The sequence below is a fragment of the Pseudomonas sp. 14P5.3.2 genome (assembly GCF_057799175.1).
This window is the reverse complement of sequence record NZ_JBYOKU010000001.1, coordinates 251,879-269,181: the sequence shown is the minus strand read 5'-3', so window position 1 is coordinate 269,181 and position 17,303 is coordinate 251,879. Positions and strand designations below refer to the sequence as shown.

The 17,303-nt window shown below is 57.3% G+C and carries 12 protein-coding genes and 2 pseudogenes; 6 read left to right on the top strand and 8 right to left on the bottom strand.

From position 1 onward, the window contains the following. Positions 1 to 26: 26 nt before the first annotated feature. The 3 genes from AC27VU_RS01165 to mdtD are packed head-to-tail and all read left to right on the top strand — an operon-like array spanning position 27 to position 3,984. Positions 27 to 1,448 (top strand): MFS transporter, encoded by a 1,422-nt coding sequence (locus tag AC27VU_RS01165; RefSeq protein ID WP_262141219.1) that lies wholly within the window; start codon positions 27 to 29, stop codon positions 1,446 to 1,448. Positions 1,449 to 1,487: 39 nt separating this feature from the next. Then, the gene (locus AC27VU_RS01160; RefSeq protein ID WP_262133891.1) at positions 1,488 to 2,558 is read left to right on the top strand and encodes an alpha/beta hydrolase; all 1,071 of its coding nucleotides are present in this window, start codon (positions 1,488 to 1,490) and stop codon (positions 2,556 to 2,558) included. Between the two features lie 28 nt (positions 2,559 to 2,586). Beyond that, positions 2,587 to 3,984 carry a multidrug transporter subunit MdtD gene (gene mdtD, locus AC27VU_RS01155; RefSeq protein WP_488723194.1) on the top strand — a complete coding sequence of 466 codons (1,398 nt, stop codon included), beginning with the start codon at positions 2,587 to 2,589 and terminating at the stop codon, positions 3,982 to 3,984. A 78-nt stretch (positions 3,985 to 4,062) separates the two neighbouring features. Here the strand turns inward: mdtD and AC27VU_RS01150 are convergent. The 4 genes and pseudogenes from AC27VU_RS01150 to AC27VU_RS01135 form a co-directional block, all read right to left on the bottom strand. Then, positions 4,063 to 4,622: pseudogene (locus tag AC27VU_RS01150) on the bottom strand (DUF2252 family protein); the annotation flags it as partial. A 134-nt stretch (positions 4,623 to 4,756) separates the two neighbouring features. Continuing rightward, positions 4,757 to 5,122, bottom strand: coding sequence for a histone-like nucleoid-structuring protein, MvaT/MvaU family (locus AC27VU_RS01145; protein ID WP_488723193.1), 366 nt, complete (start codon positions 5,120 to 5,122; stop codon positions 4,757 to 4,759). Positions 5,123 to 5,601: 479 nt separating this feature from the next. Continuing rightward, positions 5,602 to 6,939 (bottom strand): hypothetical protein, encoded by a 1,338-nt coding sequence (locus tag AC27VU_RS01140; RefSeq protein WP_488723192.1) that lies wholly within the window; start codon positions 6,937 to 6,939, stop codon positions 5,602 to 5,604. Next, positions 6,873 to 8,462, bottom strand: coding sequence for an NACHT domain-containing protein (locus AC27VU_RS01135; protein ID WP_488723191.1), 1,590 nt, complete (start codon positions 8,460 to 8,462; stop codon positions 6,873 to 6,875). The genes AC27VU_RS01140 and AC27VU_RS01135 overlap by 67 nt, the downstream gene beginning before the upstream one ends. A 413-nt stretch (positions 8,463 to 8,875) precedes the next feature. On the opposite strand from AC27VU_RS01135, the gene AC27VU_RS01130 reads away from it, so the two are divergent. Further along, entirely contained in the window at positions 8,876 to 9,745 is an 870-nt protein-coding gene (locus AC27VU_RS01130; RefSeq protein ID WP_400505257.1) for a hypothetical protein, read from the top strand. Between the two features lie 259 nt (positions 9,746 to 10,004). Next, positions 10,005 to 10,415: pseudogene (locus tag AC27VU_RS01125) on the top strand (DDE-type integrase/transposase/recombinase); the annotation flags it as partial. Here the strand turns inward: AC27VU_RS01125 and AC27VU_RS01120 are convergent. The 4 genes from AC27VU_RS01120 to AC27VU_RS01105 form a co-directional block, all read right to left on the bottom strand. Beyond that, positions 10,390 to 10,593: a transposase gene (locus AC27VU_RS01120; RefSeq protein ID WP_400505258.1), complete on the bottom strand. Its 204-nt coding sequence runs from the start codon at positions 10,591 to 10,593 to the stop codon at positions 10,390 to 10,392. The pseudogene AC27VU_RS01125 and the gene AC27VU_RS01120 overlap by 26 nt on opposite strands. 183 nt (positions 10,594 to 10,776) lie before the next feature. After that, positions 10,777 to 13,872: an efflux RND transporter permease subunit gene (locus AC27VU_RS01115; RefSeq protein WP_488723190.1), complete on the bottom strand. Its 3,096-nt coding sequence runs from the start codon at positions 13,870 to 13,872 to the stop codon at positions 10,777 to 10,779. Next, entirely contained in the window at positions 13,859 to 14,962 is a 1,104-nt protein-coding gene (locus tag AC27VU_RS01110; protein WP_400505260.1) for an efflux RND transporter periplasmic adaptor subunit, read from the bottom strand. Before AC27VU_RS01110 ends, AC27VU_RS01115 begins: the two co-directional genes overlap by 14 nt. Before the next feature lie 66 nt (positions 14,963 to 15,028). Further along, positions 15,029 to 15,667, bottom strand: coding sequence for a TetR/AcrR family transcriptional regulator (locus tag AC27VU_RS01105; RefSeq protein ID WP_488723189.1), 639 nt, complete (start codon positions 15,665 to 15,667; stop codon positions 15,029 to 15,031). A 79-nt stretch (positions 15,668 to 15,746) separates the two neighbouring features. On the opposite strand from AC27VU_RS01105, the gene AC27VU_RS01100 reads away from it, so the two are divergent. After that, entirely contained in the window at positions 15,747 to 17,210 is a 1,464-nt protein-coding gene (locus tag AC27VU_RS01100) for an efflux transporter outer membrane subunit (protein WP_400505262.1), read from the top strand. The last annotated feature ends 93 nt before the right edge of the window (positions 17,211 to 17,303 follow it).

The following is a 17,303-nucleotide window of genomic DNA, read 5'->3' as shown; positions in this document are numbered from 1 at the left end:
ACTCACACGATAATAAGGATAAAAAAATGAGTGCTGCTTTAGGTTCTGTCGCGACCGCCACGCCCAGTGCGCTGAGTGGTGAAATGATCGCTGCGCGCCTTGACCGGTTGCCGGCCAGCAAAAGCCTCTGGCGTTTCGTCACGCTGTTGGCGCTCGGTGGTTTCTTTGAAACCTTCGAGATGTTTTCCACCTCGTTCGTCATCCCCGGGATGGTACGCAGTGGCGTGCTGTTGAGCACCACCGACAGCTTCTTTGCCCTCAACGGCGCGGCGGCTTACATTGCCGCAACCTTTATCGGGCTGTTCATCGGCACGCTGGGGTTCGGCATGATCGCCGACAAGTTTGGCCGTCGTGCGGTGTTCACTTACGCCCTGATCGGCTATGCCTTGTGTTCGCTGATCATGGCTTGCCAGACCGGCCCGCTGGGCTTGAACTTCTGGCGCCTGATGACCGCGATTGGCCTCGGAGTCGAGGTGATTGCCATCGACGCTTACCTGAGTGAACTGGTGCCGCCGACCTTGCGCGGACGCGCATTTGCCATCAACCGGATCATGTCCTATCTGGCCGTTCCAGCCTGCGGCATCACCGCCTACCTGTTTGTGCCGCATGAACCGCTGGGCATTGATGGCTGGCGTTGGGTGATCGCCATTGGCGCAGTCGGTTCGTTGCTGGTGTGGGTGCTGCGTCGCAAGCTGCCAGAAAGCGCGCGCTGGCTGGCAGACAAAGGTCGTTTGCAAGAAGCCGATGCCGAAGTCAGCCGCATGGAGCGTGCGGTTGAGCAGGAAACCGGCCGGCCGCTGCCTGCGGCGATCCCGACGACCAAGGTGCAGGTGGTACACAAAAGCAGTTTCCGCGAACTATGGAGCCCGCGTTACCGCACGCGCACGATCATGCTGGTGCTCTTTCACGTGTTCCAGGCCATGGGCATTTATGGCTTCCTGAATTGGGCACCAACATTTCTCATCGAACAGGGTGTGACGGTTAGCAAAAGCCTGGCGTATACGGTGGTGATGGGATGCAGCGCACCGCTCGGGCCGATTCTGGCGCTGTTCTTTGCGGATCGCATCGAGCGCAAATGGCAGATCGTTTTTGGTGCCATGCTGATCGCCGTCGCGGGCCTGTCGTTTGCCGAGTTCCGTGTGCCGCTGCTGATCATTGCCTGCGGCGGTCTGTTGACCATGGGCACAACGATTCTTTCGGTCGGCTATCACGCTTATCAGTCGGAACTGTATCCGACGCGGATTCGCGCGATGGCGGTAGGTTTTGTCTATTCCACCGGCCGCCTCGGTGGCAGTCTCAGCGGTTTCATGATTGCCTTCGCCATGGGCCACTTCGGCGTGCAGTCCGCGCTGATTGCGGTGGCTGGGTGCATGGTCATCTGTGCCCTGTCGGTGGCATTGTTAGGGCCGCTCACCCGTGACCAGACACTCGAACAGATCAACGACTGAAACCCGTGTGTTTTTTCACCCGTTGTTTGGATGTGAATGATGAATAACAACAAGACTGAAACCATTGCCCACGACTTTTTCTACATCGGCGGTGAATACATAGGCCCGCCCGGCAAAGAAGTCATGAGCGGGCAGATGTATGTCGAGGTACTCAGGCCCGCCACGGTGACGCGCCGCTATCCGCTGATGTTCGTGCATGGCACCGCGCAAACCGCGACCAACTGGCTGAAAACCCCGGACGGTCGCCCGGGCTGGGCGCGGATCTTCGTCGATCTCGGCTATGAGGTTTATCTGGTTGATCAGCCAGCGCGCGGCCGCTCGCCTTGGCACGCGCAACTGGACGGTGAGTTGAGTGTTGCCCCGGTGGTGGTTGTCGAGCGCTACTTCACCGCCACCACTCAAGGTGAATGGCCGCAAGCGAAGAAGCACACGCAGTGGCCCGGCACCGGTCGCAAAGGCGATCCAGTGTTCGATGCTTTTTACGCCACGCATGTGCCTTACATTGCCGATAGCGCAAAAAGTCAGCAATTGTTCCAGAACGCCGGGGCGGCGTTGCTGGATAAAATCGGTGAAGCGATTCTGATCACCCACTCGCAGTCGGGGCCTTATGGCTGGCTGCTGGCGGATGTCCGCCCGTCCTTGGTGAAAGCCGTGGTGTCCATCGAGCCACAAGGCCCGCCGGTGGTGAACATGTCGATGCAGCAGGCGCAGAAAGGCGAAAGCCAGACGCTGGACGACACACAGCGCCGTCGCTGGGGCATTGCCGACATTGAGTTGACCTACGCGCCGCCATTGCTCGCAGACCAGCAATTGGCGGTGGTTCGCAGCCCAGCCACTCGAGCCGATCGGCTGCCCGGCTGGTTGCAGCAGGAACCGGCGCGGCAATTGATCAATCTGCAAGCCATCCCGTTTCTGATCGTCACTGGCGAAGCGTCTTTCCATGCGCTTTACGACCACGCGACTGCCGCGTATCTGCAACAGGCCGGCGTGCCGGTGACTCACTGGCAGCTCGAAGAGTTTGGCATCACCGGCAACGGTCACATGCTGATGCTGGAGCATAACAGCGCGGAAATTGCCGAGCGCCTGAACCTCTGGATCGCTGATATTTGAGCCGTGTTGCCTCACAGGAACCTCGTGGATGTTGACCACAGAAGTAACACCGCAAATCAGCCGTTCGTTGTTGTGGTTGGTGGCGGGCGGCCTTTTCATGCTCACCCTCGATGCCACGATCGTCACTACCGCGCTGCCGGCGATGGCGCTAAACCTCGGTGAAAGTCCGCTGAGCATGCAGTCGGTCATCGTCGCCTACGTGATGACCATGGCCTTGCTGATTCCGGCCTCGGGTTGGCTGGCGGATCGTTTCGGCACACGGCGCACTTACATCACGGCGATTGCTTTGTTCACCGTGGGTTCGCTGTGCTGCGGGCTAGCGCAATCGCTTGATCAATTGCTGATTGCTCGCGTCCTCCAGGGCATGGGCAGTGCGCTGATGTTGCCGGTCGGCCGGCTGGCGGTGATCCGTATGTTTACCGGCAGCCGCCTGTTGCCGGCGATCAGCTTTGTCACTATTCCCAGCCTCATCGGCCCTTTGATCGGCCCGGCACTGGGCGGCTGGATGGTACAGTTCGCCAGCTGGCAGTGGATTTTTCTGATCAACGTACCGGTGGGATTTCTTGGCGTACTCGGCGCCTGGAAATACATGCCCGGGCAACCGTTGGCCGGGCTCGGGCGTTTCGATTTCGTTGGCTACGGCTTGCTGGGCGCGGGTATGTTTTGCCTCACCCTCGCACTGGATGGCATTGCCAGTTTCGGTTTTGACTGGCGCGTGGCATCGACGCTGGCTTTAGCCGGTCTGGCTGCCCTTGCGGGCTATTGGCAACATGCTCGTCGCCATCAATCGCCGCTGTACCCGCTGAACTTATTAACTGTCGACAGTTTGCGCATTGGCTTGGTCGGCAATTTCGTCGCACGCTTAGGCTGCTCGTCGACGCCGTTTTTGCTGCCACTGTTCCTGCAAGTCGCGCAAGGCTACTCTCCGCTCAACGCCGGGTTACTGATGCTCCCCGTCGCATTGACCGGCATCGCCGTGAAGTCGTTGACCAACCGGCTGGTGACGCGCATGGGATACCGGTGCTTTCTGGTCACCAACACTTTGCTCATCGGCTTGACCATCAGCAGCTTCGCGATCGGGCACGAGCCACGGGGTGTCGCGTTGCAAGTGTTGGCGCTGTGCATTTTCGGCGCGCTGAATTCCCTGCAACTCACCGCCATGAGCACGCTGACGCTCAAGGATCTTGGCACCCATCAGACCAGCAGTGGCAACAGCGCGCTGACCATGGTGCAAATGTTATCCATGGGCATGGGCGTGTCATGTGCAGGGGGACTGCTAGTGTTTTTCAGCCACTGGTTTGCGGGGCAGCCTGAAGTGATAGGCATGGCGTTTCGCGCTACATTCGCTTTCATGGGCGCTCTAACACTGTTTTCGACAGGGATATTCTGGCGATTGAAGACCAACCCGGTAATGGGAAACAGCTAAACATTCGCTGGAGGGTTTCGCTCCTATCGACAGATGAAGCAACTTCGACAGATCGAAACAGTTGAAATGATGATCTCCGCTAGCCATGTCCATCTGCCTTGCATGAGCGATGCCCACCACTCTCGCCAGATACCCGGCAGCGAGCATCGCATCACGTTGGCTTAGCTGATCCAATTCGAGCTTCATGTCCTGGGGGAGCAGCTCGCGAATGAAGAATCCATGATCGAGTACACGTGTTGCTAGCATTCGATTACCAAGACCTGGAGACAGTGAGCGCGCACCTTCAACTACACGCTTACCGTTATCCCTCGGCATCGCTGCTCTTGCTGCGCGAGGAGCAGCGGCACTGACCGCCTCCTTGATATCAAGCAGGCAATACTCCTGGTCTGATCAAGATCACGAATATGGATATCAATCTGGCCCTTCAGATCACCCGTTGGGCCAAGGTTTCCTGCGTGGCAGTCCCCGCAAATCCAAACAGGTGGCCCGCTAGGTAGACGACGCCCAGACTGCGAATGCAGCCACTCATAAAACTGCACCGTGCGGCCTCGAACATAGGCATGTGCAGATCTGGCCATCTTCAGATTTCTGAGCTGAGAAAGGTGTTCTAGGCGTGCGGAAGGTCGAGGGATTTTCATGGGCAATTCTTTGATAGGTTAAACCTGTTGACCTCGCCCCCGTGCCGAATGTTTCAAAATGTTACAGAAACGTATCCGCCAAATCTCGTGCAATAAAAAAGGCCCGCGCGGGGCCTTTTGTACTCAAACCAAAATCACTTGTTCAGCCATGACTCCACGGTGTCAGAGCCGTATTTCGCTTTCCACTCTTTCAGCGTTTTGTGGTTGCCGCCTTTAGTTTCGACGACTTCGCCGGTGTGCGGGTTTTTGTAGACCTTCACCTGACGAGGCTTGCGGGTGCCCGATTGGGACTGAGCTGCTGGAGCGCGGCGACCTGCTTGTGGATCAAGCAGGTTGATGATGTCTTTCAAGCTGTAGCCATACTTGGCTAGCAGGGCGCGAAGTTTCGTTTCGAATTCGATTTCTTGCTTCAGGCCAGCATCACCCTTTAAAGCTTCGAGAGCCTGGAATTGCTCGGCTAGATGTTTTTCGAGTTGACGGAATTCTGCGAGCTTGGACATGGTCGTTCTCTAGGTAGTTAGTCACCAACTCGGCAGCGACTTCCTCAAGGCTCAACAGCACCAAGGCCTTCAGGTCCTGCGCATTGATAGGGCCTCTGCCGCTCAGCACCTTTGCCAGATCTGTCGGAGAGAGTAGCTTCTGTGTTTGCGACCGGACATCTCGCCTGTAAAGCTCGAGCTCGTGCCTGATGGTATCAACCCAGCGTGCACCCTCAGAGTCCGTGAGCAATTCCAAAAGGATCGTCTCGACGCTTGGTTCATCCGACAACGAAACGGCTTTCAATACTTTCACTGTGTCCGGCCAAACGCGCTCAAAGTGCCCCTGCATCAATCGAGTGCGCTGGAACAGGAACTGCAACAGGAGGCGGCTGACGGCCAGCGTGGACGTCGGCGTCTGCCAATAGCTACAGTTGGGGTATCCGTCGAAGATCACCCGGTGAATGACAGCGTCCTCTGCCTCGTCAAGGGCATGTACGAAGTCATTGCTGAACACATCCGACTGCAGGCAGACGGCAAAGTATGCCCAGCGCAGCGCAGATCGCTCCCCGTGACCAAAGCATCAGTACCGTCGCCCTGGCTCGACCAATGGGACAGCACAGTTCAGCCAGCCGAAGCACGCTGTCTAGAAGACGTCCACTCAGCGTATCAGGCTGCTCCCATGCCACCTGCACGGCCCACGCATGTAACGCGGACCGCGCTGGATGCTCTCGCAGCTTGTACAAAAGCGCGTTCCAATTGGCGTCCCGCTGATGGGCGAGCTGATAAAAGTAAGCAGGATCGTCTATGAACGATCGAATGAGTTGATCAATGCAGCAGCTCTCTAAGCGTTCCTTGAGATAGGCATCTCGCATTGTCACTGTGGCGAAAAGGACCTTGAGAATTCGTCCCGCAGATTCCGCGGAGAAATCCTGTCCGTCCGCCAGGTGAATGGAAGCAGACGCGGCTGTGATGGCTCCGCTAGCCCCGCGTTCATCTTCATACTCACCCTTCGACCACACACGGGCGAGCCCCTCAAGGATTGACTGAGCCAGCGGTTCACCGAACACTTCCTGCAGCGCCTCTATCCCGCTTCCGTGACGACCCGTGATCGGGCGACTACCGCAATAGACTTCTGCCCCCCAGTACAAGGCCCCGTCGACCTTACCTGCGACCACTGAGGGTAACTGCAACTGCCATTCGGTTATTTGACGGACTAGCCACTGCTCGATGCTATCCCGTTGGTGCGCTTGTCGCTCCGATTCTTCTTCAACGTGTAGCCGTACGTATTGCAGGGCGGCGTCAGCGGCAGCACCCGGGCTCTCGTGGAGTACCGGAATCAGCCAGGCCGGTACGGGCTCTCCTCGTTCCAGTGCCCAGTTACCCACCTGTCTGCCGACGTATGCTGAACCGACGCTGGATATCAGTGGGCCGGAGTTCAGCATCAGGCGCACCAGCGTCTCGCTAGGCTTCAAGCCAAGCGCTCGCAGTCCGAGGGCAAGCGACCCGCTATCGGCTACGTCCTGGTCCGCAATCAAAAGCAACGCGTGCAATACCTCCTCGGAGGCGGATCGAGCGATCAACCATTCTCCGGCAGCCTTCTTGAAGGTTGACTCGGCCCCAGTGATCACACCGGTAGCGACCATCATGTGCGCGAATTCTTTCGCGGTTACGCCCTCGTGCGACAAGGCCGCGATGCACAGCACCGAGGCGAATTTGTGCTCCAAGGCACCCATACCAGCCTGTAGCCGCCAGCGCTTCGGTGTATCCAAAATCAGGGGGCGCCACAAATCTGCTGCCACATGCCAGGCGATATCCCTGATCTCGTAGGTGCTCTCCATGCGTCCATCTTCCGGCGCAGCTCGCGGAAGAAGTGCATTATTGGCAATTTGCAGGCTAGCCAGAACCCGCTCCACGTCGCCGACCACCAACTGTTGCGCAGGGATCGCGCAAAAAAGTTGTGCAATGCTGCGCAAGTGACCACGCGACGTCTCCCCGGAGGAACAGAGCTCGCCGATCCGCCCCAAATGTCATCCGCTGAGGTCACAGCATTATGTAGCCAAGCATCAATAGCCTGCTCTCGGCACCATTGCACGTCACTCTGGCGTAACGCGACGCTCCAGCAGGCGTCAGCGGTGGAGGCCAGCGCCGGCCCGGTCGACAACGCCTCCAGCAACATGCTGAGTCGGTGCGTGGACGCCTCTGTTTGCAGCAGCTCAATCACCAGCGGCGCAAGGTCCGGGGTAACAAGTCCCACGGAACAGATCCGCGCCGGGCCCCACTGCTCCGGAGTCCAGCGAAAAAACGGATCGCGTGCCCCAACCTCCTGCAGCACGGTGACGCGGGACGCAACGGGAAGTGTGGCCGCATCGCCATGCAGTAACAGCGTTTCCGGGTCGCGCTGGACCAGCCGTTGGGCGTGGTGTAGTGCGCCCTCGTTGACCAGATGACAGGTGAACCAGGCATACAGCGCCTTCAGACCTTCGGATGGCAATCCATCGACCGACACCAACAGTGCAACCGCGCGTTCGATATGTAGTCTTGCGATCCCGAGGGCGCCTGTCACCAAGCGAGCCAGGTAGCGCGCGGCCAGAAACTCTTGGATGCTGCGATGAAAGGGCAGGAAGTCTTCGCCCTTCTTCATGAACAGCGCGGTGTACAGGACGGTCTCGCGAGCGATCGGGTCAAGCCCCGCGTCATGCACCGACAGCATGGTGTCTGCGACAGGAGCAGATCGCTGCAAGCCATGCTTTCCGGTCAGGAGCAGAGTCAGAAAGACGCGCCCGGCATGGTCTAGGACGACGTCGGGCGCAGGTTCGCCGTATTGCCGGTCTTCTGCCTTGGAGGGGTTGTGCTCGGTAGCGAAATGGCGTGCACCGGACTCGTACAGTTCGAAACGGGTAAGCGACGGCAACCGTTCGGGCTTCACGCTCATCAGAAACTTCAGCCCCAGCGGGGATGGCACGAAGGGCGTCGATCGCAGCGTCTGCAGCGTGGAGAGGAGCGTGATGGGCTCTGAGCAGCCAAACGCTGTGAGCACTGCGACTGCTTCCTCCTCACTGAGAGGTTGCAACTGAGCCACGACGGGGGCCTCGTCAAGGGCTGCCAGCCCCTGACCGAAAGCTTTGCTGAGCTTTCCACCCTCGTTCCAGTCCTCCGCTCGACAACTCACTCGCCATCGCATCGACGGTAGCTCTTCTAAGCACTTTGCAATCTCAATGGCGTTCTGTATGGGGACTTCATCGAGAGCATCGATAAACACCGTCGTGACATCGGAAAGATCTTTGCGTCGAAACCAAAAGGCAGAAATGCACGACGCACCCGCTCGCTCCGCAAAATGCTCGAACGCCACAGTCTTGCCCATGCCAGGCGCGCCCAACAAACAACATAGGGGGCCTCGGCTAGATCACTTAGGCGCTGGGCGTCTTTGTACTCGTCAGGGCCTGATGATATAGATATGAGCCTATCAAGCGGAGCGATTGACATTGCGAAGCGGCACCGAGCGACAAAGGTGTCGCCATCATACGGTATGCCCAGATGACTCCACTACTCTTACCGTGCGGGGCTGCATTCTCGATCTGCGGCAGGAGTCGGTACAGTAAGTGTTCCAGGCCGATCACCCGAGTGTCCTTTAATTGCAGCTCCGACATTGCATTCACGGAAATACACCGCACTGGAGATTGCTGGCCGACTCCCAGCAGTTTAAAAACTCCGCGCAGATTGGATTGGCCAAGTACCCATGGCTACAATGCGGCCCCTTCCAAATACCGGTGTATCATGTCCTCCAAAGTAACGAGAGACCTGAAATTTTCTTTTGACAATCAACGTCTCGCTTATGATGTTGGGGAGTTTTGGGATTGGGCATTTTCGAACATCACGACTCCCGTCATTCGCGGTGTCATGATCGAATTCATTCTGGCTCGACACCTGATAGATCACGTCGACGACATAGTGTTGGGCCGGGTGCTGGACTTGACGCACCAAGTTCCGCTTCCAGGACAGCTGGCTAAAAGCTTGGCACCTTTTTACAGCAACCAACCCCATGGTGATGTCTTTGACTTGCAGCTGACATGGGGTGTGACGATTGAAATTAAAAGTACGAGCAATCGCGAAAACTGGAGGCTCAATAAAACGTGTAGATGGAATATGGCTAAAGACAAGAACAAGGTCGAAAAAGTCTTTCCCGCCCAATACTACATCCTCGCGGTTGTTGAAAAAGATCCTGAAGTGAGCGTGACGCACCTGAACCTTTCCGAGGCTGAATTCTACTTGTGCAGCGGCAGAACATTGGACATCAATGTGGAGGCGCCCCAGAAATCGGTGGGTTTCAAGAAGTTCTCAGAGATCTCAGTACGATGTGGCTTCAGCGAGCTGGTCCCTGTGCTCCATGAGCTCCAACGCCAAGAGCACGAGCGGGTCAGAAATCTGTTGGTTCCTAGATGGAAACAATCACGCCCTCCTTCATTTCATTCAAACTTTATGCCCTTGGCCGTCGAAGCAAATGGGAAAGTAACCGGAGCCTGGTATCAGGGAGGGAGTGGAGCATTGAGCAACCCGACCGCCATAGACGTTCGATGGGTTGACGGCGCGAATCCTGACTGGCGGGATTGGGAAGCCGTAGGCTTCAAGTATGAACCTGAAATTTAGCTGGCCATCATGCTCTCCCCAAGTGCCTTTGCGGTGAGCAATGGGCTTCACGTGATCTCGCGAAATTAGGTGGTTGCGGTGACGACTCAGAAAGACGAAAAGCACCGGGTCGAACACGGCCACCCTGATATCCAGTTAGACCAGATCGGCAAAGTCCTCGATGGTTTTCCGAAGTCCTCGGCCTTGGGGTAGAAGTAAACTTTTTTCCACTTTCGCATCAGCTCGCATCATAGCGACGGATTCAGAAAGAACTCGGGAGCGCAGCAAAGGCGTAGCGTTATCAGAAAAGCCGAACGCAAACCTAGTGGTCAAAGCGCTGGACGTGGCTTACGAACAACGCGGAAAGCCTCAAGGGCTACTGTTTCACTCCGACCAGGGATCGCAATATGGCAGTCGTCAGTTCCGCCAGAGACTGTGGCGCTACCGCATGCGCCAGAGCATGAGCCGCCGAGGCAACTGCTGGGATAGTGCGCCGATGGAGCGAGTATTTCGCAGCTTGATATCAGAGAAGATACCGACCACGGGCTACCTGACCGGGCAGCAAGCTCAACGAGACATTAGCCAGTACCTGATGGGCCACTACAACTGGATCCGATCCCATCAGTTCAACGATGGACTGGCTCCGGCGAAAGCTGAAGAAAAACTCAAAACCGTGTCCGGGATGAGTTGACCACTACAGGTTGCAGCTCCACGGCTTTGTTCGTTTGTACCCGAATCCATTTATGGACGAGGTTCGCGTTAAGGTTGTGGTGCTGCGCGACGCTGGCAATCGACGCGCCGGGCTGAGCGCACTCTTGGACTACCTGGGCCTTGAAGGATTTGGAATAGGATCGGCGTTGTGGCTGCATGAAAAGACCCGCTTAAAAGGCTAGAAAATGGTGTCCACCTAATTAGGTGGACACCATCGCCTTTGGCGTCGGTGTCAGGAAGGTGAGTTGGCCGGACGGTTATCGTTGGCAAGCCGGTCAATACGCTGTTCGTCGCTTCGAGGGTGCCATTGGGCCCACACTGCCAGGCCCAATGACAGTCGATCATCGATGCACTTCTGAAAGACCTCTTTCAGCAGGCTTTTCCTGCGGCTGTGGCTTGATCTTGAACCAGATCGCATACAGCGCCGGCAAGAACACCAAGGTCATGATAGTGCCGCCGAACGTACCGCCGATCAGGGTGTAGGCCAACGTACCCCAGAACACGGATTGGGTCAGCGGGATGAAAGCCAGTACGGCGGCCATCGCCGTCAACAACACCGGCCGTGAGCGCTGGATGGTGGCCTCCACCACTGCATCGTATGGCCTCAGCCCTTGCTCTTCATTGGTGTGAATTTGGCCAATAAGAATCAGCGTGTTGCGCATCAGGATGCCTGCCAGGCCAATAAGACCAATCAGGGCGTTGAAGCCAAAAGGCTGATGGAAGAGCAGCAACGTCGGAACCACTCCGACCAGCCCAAGGGGCGCGGTGGCCAACACCATAGCCATGGCCGCCAGCGACCTCACCTGGAAGATGATTACGATCATTGTCAGCAGCAACATGATCGGGAACAGTGGTGCCAGAGCATCGTTCGCTTTGCCGGCTTCTTCAATGGCACCCGCCATCTCGATCCGATAGCCGGACGGCAGCTTGGCAACCAATGGCTGGAGCTCGTTCCACACAATCAGGGAAACATCCGGTGGCTGAGTGTCATCGGCAATATCGCCCCTTACGGTGATGGTGGGTGTCCGATCTCGACGTCGCAGGATCGGATCTTCCTGCCTGACCTGAATTTCGGCGACCTGCGAAAGCGGTACACGCTTGCCACCTTTGGCAACGAGGGTGAAGTCATCGATTTTTGCCGGATCCAAGCGGGTATCGCCAGAAGACCGCGCCATGACATCGACGGTTCGAATGTCCTCACGTACCTGGGTGACTGCTGTGCCTTTAAGCAGGAACTGCAGTTGCTCTCCAGCATCTTCGGAACTGAGACCAAACGCCTGGAGGCGATCCTGATCAAGCACTAGGTGTACGGTCGGCGCTCGCTCACTCCAGTCGGTGTTGACCGTCCGCATGTTCGGGTCGGCCTGCATGATCCCGCGCACACTTTCGGCGATTTCACGAACCTTGTCAGGGTCTGGGCCCATCACCCGGAAGGCCACAGGATACGGCGAGTAGGGGCCGAAAACCAACTGGGTCACTCGCACTCGAGCCTGCGGAGCAAGACCATTGGCAACGGCGTCGCGTATCTTCACTTTGAGCGAATCACGCGCGGCTTCATTTGCCGTAAGCACCACGATTTTTGCAAACGACGGATCGGGCAGTTCGGGGTTCATTGCCAGGTAGAACCGAGGCGCGCCCTGGCCGATGTAGGACGTCACAATCTTGGTTTCTGACTGGGTTTTCAGCCATTTTTCGATATCGGCTACGGCTACACTCGTCTGGTTGATCGAGGTGCCCTCGGGCATCTGAACTTCGATCAGCACTTCAGGCCTGTCAGAGGATGGGAAAAACTGCTTACGCACCGATCCCATGCCGATGATTGCGAGCATGAAAATCGCGATCACGACCGTCGCCACGAACCATTTACGGCGAATGACAAAGCCCAGCACGCCGCGAAAGCGATTGTAATTTTTGGTGTCGTAGATTGCGGTGTAACCGCCTTCAACTTTCTTGATGTCGGGAAGCATTTTTACGCCGATGTAAGGCGTAAAGAACACGGCCACCAGCCAGGAAGTGATCAGCGCAAAGCCGACGATCCAAAAAATGTTCCCGGCATATTCGCCAGCGGTACTGCGAGCAAATCCCACCGGCAAGAAGCCGATGATGGTCACCAGGGTGCCCGACAACATCGGGGCTGCCGTGTGGCTCCAGGCGTAGGCAGACGCATGAATTCTGTCATACCCCTCCTCCATCCTGACCACCATGGTTTCGATGGCGATGATTGCATCGTCCACCAAAAGCCCAAGTGCCAGAATGAGTGAGCCTAGGGTGATCCGGTCAAAATCACGACCCGTCGCCAGCATGATCACGAATACTGCAGCCAAGGTCAGTGGCACAGCGGCGGCGACTACCAACCCCACCCGCCAGCCCAGACTGACAAGACTCACAATCATCACCACGGTCAGCGCGACGAAGAACTTGAGCATGAACTCGCCCACCGCTTCATCGATGTTCACCGACTGGTCAGTGATTTTTGTCAGGCTCATCCCGACCGGCATTTCCTGGTTGATGGCACCAGCTTCCTGCTCAAGTGCTTTACCCAGGCTCAAACCGTTCCAGCCATCGCGCATCACCACGCCCAGTACCAAAGCATCTTCACCGTTGTTGCGAATGAGGAACGTCGATGGATCTTCATAGCCACGTTTGACTTCAGCGACATCCGAAAGCTTGAGCGTATTCCCGTTCACCAGAATCGGCGTGTTGCGGATTTTTTCCAAGTCGTTGAGTGCCCCGTCCAGACGAACCTGTATCTGAGGCCCCTTTGCCTCGATAGAGCCCGCCGGCGTCAGGGCGTTCTGGCCATGCAGCGCGATGAAGATATCGTTGGGTGAAAGCCCGAGCGTCGCCAACCGGTCGTAGGAAATATCGACGAAGATGCGCTCAGGTTGCTCACCGATGATATTGACCTTTTTCACCCCCGCCACATGAAGCAGGCGTTGCCGCAGGGTCTCGGCCTCGCGAGTGAGCAGACGTTGCGGCTGGCCCGGCGCTTTCAAAGCGTACAAGGCAAAGGTCACGTCTGCGTATTCGTCGTTCACCAGCGTCGGGGAGACACCCTCAGGTCGACTGGATTCTGCGTCGTGAATCTTTTTCCTCGCCTGGTAGAACTGCTCGGGCACCTCGCCCGGTGGTGTGCTGTCAAGCAGGTACAGTGTGGTAAGCGCCAGGCCCGGACGGGTGAATGTCTCCGTGCGGTCGTACCAACGCAGTTCCTGCATACGCTTTTCCAGTGGCTCGGCCACCAGATCCTGCATTTCCTGGGCAGTAGCCCCGGGCCACGCGGTCACCAGCGTCATTTGCTTCACTGTGAACGCAGGGTCTTCAGCCCGACCCAGCTTCGTGAAGGCAAGCGCACCGGCGGTGAAAATCGCAACGAGGAGAAACAGCGTGATCGCTCGCTCTCGGACTGCAAACTCGGAAAGGTTAAAGCTTTTCATAGCTTTGCCCCTCAACAGCAACCCGCACTTCTTCGCCTTCATGCAGTCGGTGGACGCCCAGTGCCACCACACTCTGCCCATCGGTCAAGCCAGGGCCGACGATGGCCGTCTCTTCGGTGATCCGTACGACATTGACGTGTTTGTAGTGGACTTTCTTATCTTCACCGACGATCCAGACGCCGGGGCCCTGACCAGCATCGTAGAGGGCGCTGAGTGGCAGTTCACGCTCGTCGGTCGAGCCTGGCTTATCAAGCGAGATCACGACAGTTGACCCCAAAGGAATGTCCTTGGAGTTGCCATCCAGCACGTAGCGGGCTCGGAACGTCCGAGTTACCGGGTCAGCAGAACCCGACAGCTCCCTCAAGCGCGCGCCGTACTTCTGACTCTCATTACCGTAAAGCCGTGCGGTGACCTGAGAACCCAGAGCCGGGCGGATAGTCTCGGGCAATTCGATCCGCGCCTCGCGAGGTCCATCCTGGGCAACCACCACGACGGGTTGACCGGCGGAAACCACTTGACCCGTGTCAGCAAACCGATCAACGACCACGCCGTCTACATCCGCCTTTAGGATGGCGTAGCCGTAGGCGTTATGGGAAAGATCCAGCTTCGCTTTGGCGGCATCCAGGCCGGCATGCGCCGAATTCTTCAACTGCTGCGCCTCGTCGAACGCCTTCGCAGACACCGCTCCCATGGAGACCAGTCCCTGAAGCCGTCCGAAGTCTGCGTCGGCTTTGAACATGGCCGCTTGAGCTGCAGCCACGACAGCTTCCTGATCCTTGACGTCGAGCCCGAAATCGGTGATGTCGAGCTTCATCAATGGGTCGCCGCGTTTGACTTGCTGGCCGACATCCACCAAGCGCTGCGAAATTTTTCCCGAAACACGAAAACCGATCGAACTCTCGACTCTCGCGGCGATGATGCCTGTGAATCGCCGCTCTCGTAATTCCTGCGTGGCTTTGACAGGCGCAGTGCTCACCAGAGGTGGGCGGTCAATACGAGGATCGGGTGCAGTGTGCTCACCACACGCCGAAAGCAGCACGCAGAGAGCGATAGGGGTCAGGGTAAGGCGCAAGCGGGCGTGAGTGAACATAGAAGCCTCCGTCAGATGGAGGCATTCTGTTTACAGGTTACGAATCTGTCAATATGAAAACTATAATTATGGTGCAAGACTTCTCAAAATCATGCCGGTGGTCGCCAGCATTCCCGCCTCAAGCTCAGACATTTGCCGGCGATCCATCGCTGAAGGACGAGTATAGGGGATCAGCGCCTCTTGGATACCCAGCACGACCTCGTCCAGCGGTGTCTTTCGCTCGAACTCACCATCATTGCGGCCCTGATCGATGATCGAGCGGATGATTTCGTTGAGTGCCTCCTGGTGACCGGCAGCGGTACACCAGCTCTCCTCTTCTGAAACCCGAACCAGCTCGAACAGCTTGCTCTCGTTCATGAACAGCGCATGACTTAAGTACAGTGCATTCTTCGTGAATGCCCTGAGTTTGCGGGTCGGCGTCGGCTCAAGGTCACTCAGTCGGCGTAGCTCGGTGTCGAGATTGCCCAACACCATGGCGCAGATCGACTCACCAATGGCCTGCTTGGATTCGAAAAAACGGTAGATGTACGCGGTCGTGATGCCGATGGCCTTGGACAAATCAGCCACCGTGGTCTTGCGGTATCCATAGAGCCGAAAGTGATCATTGGCGACCTCAAGAATCTGCAGCCGCCGGTCATGTTCGGCGGGCCCGCGCTGGCCAGACGCGGGCAGTTCGATGCTGTCTTGCGTGGGGAGGTGTTTCATAACGGTCTAAACGTCCATTGACAGATTGGTTACGGTATTAGGATACTGTAAACACTTATTGGTGTTCGGGGAAACGAAAATGAATCGACATCTGGTTAAGAGTGCGCAGAGTTTACTCGCGTTGGTGATGTTGGGAAGCATTGACGGCTGCATGGTCGGCCCCGACTACAACCGCCCACAACCTGAGGTTGCGACGCAGTTCAACGGTACCAAGGTTCTCTCGCAACGAGCAGCGCAAGCGACTTCTGTCCCCATGGATGCTTGGTGGCAAGGATTCAGTGATCCTGTTCTCAATCGTGTGGTCGATATCGCTCTTCGTCAGAATATGACACTGGAGCAGGCGCTGGCACGCACGACACAGGCCGCTGCTTACGCGCAAAGCGCACATGCTCAGTTACTGCCTAACGGTCAGGCTTCAGCGAGCGCCAGTCGTGCCAGACAGTCGCTGGAAGACCCGGTCGTCGCTGCCGAAAACGCCTCGCTCCCAGGTTTTGATCGTACGGCCAATCTGTACAGCGCAGGTGTTTCAAGCGTCTGGGAAATCGACCTTTCCGGAGGCCTGAGACGCAGCTCCCATGCCGCTCTTGCCGAGTACGAAGCGGCCCAGGCAGACGTAGCGGCGGCAAGGCTGCAGGTCACTTCCAATGTGGTTGATAACTACCTGCTCGTCCGCCTGCTGCAAGCTCGACTGGATGTTGCACGGGAGCAGGTCAAAACCCAGGGCGATATCAAGCGCCTAGTAGACGTACTCAGGTCGAGAGGCCTGGCACCTGATCAGGAAGCGAAACAGGCCAGTTCGGAGCTTTCGGTGGTGCGTGCCAATGTACCGCTGCTTGAATCACGCCTGACTGCCGCGCGCAACGGCCTCGACGTGCTGTTGGGCAGAACGCCGGGCACTGCCGATCCTGATCTGGACAAGACTGCCCCCATCCCCACCGCGCCTTCAATTGCAGCGGCCGGTGGCAGTGCCGAGTTGCTGCGCAGAAGACCCGACCTGATCGTGGCCGAGCGGCGGCTGGCGGCCTCGAACGAGCGAATCGGTCAGGCTATTGCGGAGTACTACCCGAAGGTATCGCTATCAGCGTTGCTCGGCAGCGCATCAACCCAGGGCGGCAACCTGTTTGACGGTGCCTCCAACGAGGCACTGGGTACCCTTGGCATCCGCTGGCGCTTGTTTGATTTTGGCCGCGTCGATGCGCAGGTAAAAGCCGCCAAGGGTGACTATGCCTTAAAGCTCGCGGGATACCGTGAGAGTGTCCTGCAAGCCACCGCAGAGGTTGAAAACTCCATTTCCGCATTGGTTAACGGCGACGCCAGAATCCAGATGCTGTCCGAAGGCGAACACGCGCGCACCCAAGCCCGCGACCTCGTCTTGGCCAGCTATCAAAAGGGCAATAGCAGCTACATCGACTTGCTCGAAACACAGTCAAGACTCGAATTGATTCAAGCAGATCGACTGGACGCCTCCTATGCGTCCTCGTCTTCTGCCGTAGCACTTTATAAAGCGCTGGGTGGCGGCTGGAACCAGCAAACCAATCAGTAAGCAGCAACCCAGATTCGTTACGCAGGTCATTCTAGGTAAGGCCGAAAAAGGTGAAAGCAGGCAACCAATAGTCGGGTTGCGCTCGACTTGACG

What these genes read in the sequence shown, in the direction of transcription:
- AC27VU_RS01165 (WP_262141219.1), top strand. Translation starts at nt 27, where the DNA reads ATGAGTGCTGCTTTAGGTTCTGTCGCGACCGCCACGCCCAGTGCGCTG.
- AC27VU_RS01160 (WP_262133891.1), top strand. Translation starts at nt 1,488, where the DNA reads ATGAATAACAACAAGACTGAAACCATTGCCCACGACTTTTTCTACATC.
- mdtD (WP_488723194.1), top strand. Translation starts at nt 2,587, where the DNA reads ATGTTGACCACAGAAGTAACACCGCAAATCAGCCGTTCGTTGTTGTGG.
- AC27VU_RS01145 (WP_488723193.1), bottom strand. Translation starts at nt 5,122, where the DNA reads ATGTCCAAGCTCGCAGAATTCCGTCAACTCGAAAAACATCTAGCCGAG.
- AC27VU_RS01140 (WP_488723192.1), bottom strand. Translation starts at nt 6,939, where the DNA reads ATGGAGAGCACCTACGAGATCAGGGATATCGCCTGGCATGTGGCAGCA.
- AC27VU_RS01135 (WP_488723191.1), bottom strand. Translation starts at nt 8,462, where the DNA reads ATGGGCAAGACTGTGGCGTTCGAGCATTTTGCGGAGCGAGCGGGTGCG.
- AC27VU_RS01130 (WP_400505257.1), top strand. Translation starts at nt 8,876, where the DNA reads ATGTCCTCCAAAGTAACGAGAGACCTGAAATTTTCTTTTGACAATCAA.
- AC27VU_RS01120 (WP_400505258.1), bottom strand. Translation starts at nt 10,593, where the DNA reads ATGCAGCCACAACGCCGATCCTATTCCAAATCCTTCAAGGCCCAGGTA.
- AC27VU_RS01115 (WP_488723190.1), bottom strand. Translation starts at nt 13,872, where the DNA reads ATGAAAAGCTTTAACCTTTCCGAGTTTGCAGTCCGAGAGCGAGCGATC.
- AC27VU_RS01110 (WP_400505260.1), bottom strand. Translation starts at nt 14,962, where the DNA reads ATGTTCACTCACGCCCGCTTGCGCCTTACCCTGACCCCTATCGCTCTC.
- AC27VU_RS01105 (WP_488723189.1), bottom strand. Translation starts at nt 15,667, where the DNA reads ATGAAACACCTCCCCACGCAAGACAGCATCGAACTGCCCGCGTCTGGC.
- AC27VU_RS01100 (WP_400505262.1), top strand. Translation starts at nt 15,747, where the DNA reads ATGAATCGACATCTGGTTAAGAGTGCGCAGAGTTTACTCGCGTTGGTG.